This window comes from Pedobacter sp. (genome assembly GCF_035317785.1).
Classification (GTDB): domain Bacteria; phylum Bacteroidota; class Bacteroidia; order Sphingobacteriales; family Sphingobacteriaceae; genus Pedobacter.
Genome location: NZ_DATHGC010000391.1, coordinates 1 through 5,233, shown reverse-complemented (window position 1 = coordinate 5,233; position 5,233 = coordinate 1). Strand labels below are relative to the sequence as shown.

Annotated in this window: 4 protein-coding genes; 2 read left to right on the top strand and 2 right to left on the bottom strand. The window is 41.4% G+C overall.

Annotated elements, in window-relative coordinates:
* A partial coding sequence (locus VK541_RS24830) for a TetR/AcrR family transcriptional regulator (protein ID WP_324373322.1) occupies nt 1–322 on the bottom strand: 322 nt, incomplete at its 3' end.
* A 265-nt stretch (nt 323–587) separates the two neighbouring features.
* On the opposite strand from VK541_RS24830, the gene VK541_RS24825 reads away from it, so the two are divergent.
* Together VK541_RS24825 and VK541_RS24820 are read left to right on the top strand one after the other, a co-directional pair.
* The gene (locus tag VK541_RS24825) at nt 588–2,090 is read left to right on the top strand and encodes a family 43 glycosylhydrolase (protein WP_324373320.1); all 1,503 of its coding nucleotides are present in this window, start codon (nt 588–590) and stop codon (nt 2,088–2,090) included.
* Nucleotides 2,091–2,129: 39 nt separating this feature from the next.
* Nucleotides 2,130–3,329 carry a glycoside hydrolase family 99-like domain-containing protein gene (locus tag VK541_RS24820; protein WP_324373318.1) on the top strand — a complete coding sequence of 400 codons (1,200 nt, stop codon included), beginning with the start codon at nt 2,130–2,132 and terminating at the stop codon, nt 3,327–3,329.
* A 49-nt stretch (nt 3,330–3,378) separates the two neighbouring features.
* On the opposite strand, the gene VK541_RS24815 is transcribed toward VK541_RS24820, so the two are convergent.
* Nucleotides 3,379–5,233: family 78 glycoside hydrolase catalytic domain (locus VK541_RS24815; RefSeq protein WP_324373316.1), on the bottom strand; the 1,855-nt coding region annotated here is incomplete at its 5' end.

Genomic DNA, 5,233 nt, shown 5'->3' with positions numbered 1-5,233 from the left:
AAAAATAATCCACCTGATTTCGCAGCAGGCAATCCAGTATCTGTTTTGTGTTTTCGCCTTTGTTCTCCTTGATCAGCCCGACCGCATCCCCTGAAGCAGCGAGCCAATAATCTTTGCCACGTACATAAGTTTGTACCAGGTTGTCAACCGTGCCGAAATAAAAAGTAATCAACCGTCTGCTCATTCCGGCAGCACTGGCAATGTTGGTCGCATTTAATCCGGTGTAACCCCTGGATTGAATAACCGTCCCAACGGCATTGATGAGCTTTTGAGTTGAGCGCTCCTTATCGTTTGTTGATCCCTGATAGGTTTTCCTGGGCATGATTTAAGTGGGCAGATTCAAATATATAAAATATTCCCGTTAATGGGAATATTTTATTTGCCGAACAAGCGGCAAAAGATTGTGAGAGATTGTCCGGTGGAATATTGTTATTCTCTTCATAAATCTCGTTAAAATGTTTAATCTAACATCTATCTTACACTAAATTTTTATCCATGAACTTGATGTCTACAATCTGGCCAATCGCCGCCTTAGCGTTACTGATACTTGTAATTTATGTAGTCTATAAAATTATTAAAAAAAATATATGAAAAAATTAGCCTCTAAACTTTTAATTGCACTGAGTCTATCTCTGTTCCTGAGCTCAGCTGGCTATGCGCAGCTTGGCGTCAAATATGATCCCACTATCCAGTCCACCGGAAATCTGCAGTACTGGCGGCCAAAAGGAAACCTGTTTGTTGGCGATTGTATGCCTTATTTCCGTGATGGAAAGTTTTCTTTCTACTGGCTCCTGGATTCAGCACATCATGCCAGTCTGAAGGGGCTTGGCGGCCATCAATGGGCGCTGAGCACAAGTACAGATCTCAAAACATGGAAACAGGAACCAGTGGTACTTGGAATCGATGAAGAATGGGAGAAATCCATCTGTACAGGTTCAATAGCCTATTATCACAATACCTATTATGCATTTTATGCCACCAGGCTAATTGACAAGGACGGAAAAGTAAATGAGCAGCTGAGTTATGCCACCAGTAAGGACGGTGTTCATTTTGATAAACAGAAACCCAACCCTTTTTACACCTCAGCCCCGGGTTACAGCAAAAGAGATTTCCGCGATCCAAAGGTCTTTATTGATGAAAAGAGCGGAGAATTTCACCTCTTTGTTTCCAGCTGGCAGGAGAGCCCTGCATTAAAACATGCGGGCGGCAGTCTGGTGCACCTGGTCTCGAAAGACCTGAAAAGCTGGGACCTCAAAGAACCTGTTCTGACAGGACAGGCTTCCGTACCGGAATGCCCGGATTATTTTTTATGGAAGGGATGGTACTATTTGGTTTACGGAGATGGTGGGGATACTTATTATGTGAAATCTAAAAATCCGTATGGCCCATGGGAGGAGCCAAAATTTCAGGCATTTAACGAATCCTGGTCTAATGTACTGAAAACAGCTTCTTTTAAAAATGACAGGAGGATAGCAGCTTCATGGATACCAACAAGACATGAAAATAAAGACAATCACGGTGAATTGTTTGGTGGAAATGCACTTTTCCGGGAAGTAATACAGCGTCCAGACGGCACTCTGGAAACAAAGTTTCCTGAAGAGATGATACCAGTACAGGGTACACCTGTAAATATCAGTTTTGTCAAGGATTCATTTTCAAAAGTTGAAGCTGAAAACACGCTCCTTATTGATGCGCCCAACGGCATCGGAGCGGCCCATATTGAAAACGTTCCGCTGAATGCGAGGATCACCATGGAGATCGAACCCTTCGGTCCAAATGATGAATTTGGATTTTATTTAAGATCCGATGAGCATGCAGCGAATGGTTACAAAACCAGCTTCTCTGCCATTAATCAGACGGTGTGGCTGGGCAATACAGCTATCAAGGCAGTTCTTGACCTTGAAAAAAAAATTAAGATCGACCTGATTATGACGGGAGATATCATAGACATGTCTGTAGATGGCAAACGATGCATTGTTAACCGTACCCCGGAACAAAAGGGAAATTTCTTATGGTTTTTTGCCAAACATGGAGCTGTAAAGTTTAAATCAGTAAAGATTAGTCCGTTAGCAGATCAAACAACGAAATAATATAATTTAAATAAATTTACTCAGATCAATAATTATAACATGAAAAAATCCGGTAGTTCATTTTTAAGCGCAATTGCTGTACTCATTTTGCTATTGTCCAGTGTGGTTGTTACGGCTCAAAATAAACCCGCTGCCCCCAAAAAATACGACATAGCTGCATTTTTATATCCGGCCTATGCAAATGACGATCCGCGTTTGCGGCCCTTCTGGCCTTCAGGCATCGGAGAATGGGAAACGGTTATGAATGTACAGGAAAGATTTCCAGGGCACTATTGGAACAGAAAACCAGTCTGGGGTACTGTCAATGAAGCTGACCCGGCTATCATGAGCATGGAAATAAACGAGGCTACAAAGCATGGAGTAAATGTTTTTATTTTTGACTGGTACTGGTATGACGGCCGCCCCTTTATGGAGACCACATTAAACAATGGTTTTTTAAAAGCTGAGAATAAAGATAAGATGAAGTTTTACCTGATGTGGGCAAATCATGAGGTGGTAAATGTTTGGGATACCCGTTTGAATAAGGTACATGAAGACAATGTCATATGGACAGGAAAAGTAGACCGTGATGAATTTGAAAAGATCTGTAAACGCAATATCGAGAAATATTTTAAGCTTCCGCAATATTATAAAATAGATGGCAAACCCGTATTTATGATCTATGATGTTCCACAGTTGATACAGGGTCTTGGCGGTCTGGAAAAAACAATAGATGCACTAAAATGGTTCAAGACGGAGACTCAGAAAGCGGGTTTTCCAGGGTTGGAATTGCAACTGACGATGTGGTCGCAAAACACCAATTATAGCGGTGTTGATGGCAGCAAGGGCAAGGCACCTGAGAATGATTTCGTTAAAAAACTTGGTTTTACCAGTGCCACTCACTATCAGTTTGTGCATTTCACAGATGTTAATAAAGACTATACCGATATCCTTGAACAGGTGAAAAGAGAATGGGCCAGAATAGATAAGACATTTGAGCTTACGTATTATCCGCATATTAGCGTGGGATGGGACAACAGTCCGCGCACAGAAAAGAGTGCCGTGATGAAGAACAATACGCCGGAAAACTTTGCAAAGGGCCTGCAAATGGCTAAAGATTATGTGGATGCTCATCCGAAACAAGTGCCATTAATCACCATTAACAGCTGGAATGAATGGACGGAAACAAGCTATCTCCAGCCAGACAATGTATACGGGTATGGTTATCTGGAAGCGATAAAAAGAGTTTTCGTAAAATAGAAACGCCATCTTCTGATGTTCATTTGAAGTCTTATAAAACCCATTCGTTTTATAAGACTTCAAATCTGTATACTCCGGATTGAAATTCAATCTCATATTTGCTGTTCACTTTTTTTGCTAAAATATTTCGACCGGAATCATCCTTTACTTTCATTTTATTATCTGGCAAAACAAAGGTTGCTGAGGTATTTTCAGGGATCTCAATCAGGACCTCCAGATTTTTTTCTTTATCTTTTTTCCACTCAGAGCGTATTTTCCCAAATAAGCTGTTATAAGACGATTTACAATAACTTAAATCCGCAAGAGGTTGTGGCTCAATAATAAAATGCCTCATGCCGGCACTTGCAGGGTCAGCTTTTATGCCCGCAATACCGGAATAGAGCCACTCCACAACACTGCCGAACATAGGATGGCAATGTGAGCCGTCTCCATTCCATGATTCCCATAGCGTGCTGTTTTTGTCATCCAGTAAATAACCAAAACCTGGAAAATCTTTTTGATTCATGATTTGATAGGCAATATCATCCCTGCCGTTTTGGGAGAGTACTTTTAATAAGAGGGGAGTTCCCAGGATACCGGTGTCAAAATGGTAATTGATTTCTTTTAGATGATTTAATAAAGAATTGAAAACCGGCACGTAATTTTCCTTTGGTACAAGGCCAAAAGCTAAAGCAAATACATCAGCCCCCTGCCTGCCTTCCCAATATGTTTGTTTTGCGGTGTTATAATAGGCTTTGTTAAAATTTGTTTTTATCCCTTTGGCAAGATTTGTGAACCTTAAATAATCATCATTTTTGCCTAATGTCTTTGCAGCTTCGGTCAGAATATCCGTAACATAGTAAAAGTAGGCAGTATTTACCAAAGGCTCCGGAATTTGGACCTGGGTGGGGGTACACCATTCTCCTAAACACCAGCCTTTAGGTTCTTCCCTGGACACCAATCCATTTTTATCGGTTCTGGTTTCCAGGTACTCAATCCATTGTTTCATGCCGGAATAATGCTGCTCTAATATCGTGGTATCGCCATAGTAAGAAAAGTACGACCACGGCATAATCACATAGGCCGATCCCCATGCAGGACCGCCGCCACCGCCGCCAAAAGGTGCCGTATGTGTCACAAAGCCAGTTTTTTTATTCCTGGCATCGTCCATATCATCAAACCATTTTCGATAAAACTGAAGCATATCATAGGAGTATATCGAGCTCACCACAATTGCCTGCCCGTCACCGGTATAACCAAGCCTTTCTCTGTGTGGACAATCGCTGCTCAGACTCCCATGAAAATTTGCGTTTTGTGTTTTTATGTAGGCTGCATTTATTTTATTCAGAAACGGGTTTGAACATTCAAAACTCCCATTTGATGCTACGTCCGTATGTACATCTTTTATTTGTAAACTTTCCGGATTAAGGATTACATCTGAAGAAGTGACCTCGATTTTTCTGAAAGCATGCCAGGTAAACTTTGGCTCCCAGTTTTCCACACCTGAACCCTTTAAAATATAGCTGTCATACTGACCATAATCTTCGCCCTCCTCGCTGATATACCTGATTTTAAGGCGACTCCCCGCTTTACCTTTTACACTTATCGCCGCCCAGCCTGAAACAGTTTCCTTTAAATGATATACATAAACAGAATCTTTTATTTTACCCTCAAAAGTTGGTTTTAAAATCCGGGTAACTTTATCAAAAGGTGCTGTTTGCGGACGTAAAATACCAGTTGGCGGACGAACAAAAATTGCCTTTTTCCAGTGACTGTCATTGTACCCGATTTTATTCCATGCACCTAATTCCATTCGCGCATCATATTTTTCGCCGGTAAAAATACCATCCTTCAATAATGGGCCGGTTGTTGTTTTCCAGGTGCTGTCAGAACCGGTAATGCTGTGGGTTCCGTCGGTATATTCT

Coding starts and splice junctions, on each gene's coding strand:
- VK541_RS24825 (WP_324373320.1), top strand. CDS start 588: ATGAAAAAATTAGCCTCTAAACTTTTAATTGCACTGAGTCTATCTCTG.
- VK541_RS24820 (WP_324373318.1), top strand. CDS start 2,130: ATGAAAAAATCCGGTAGTTCATTTTTAAGCGCAATTGCTGTACTCATT.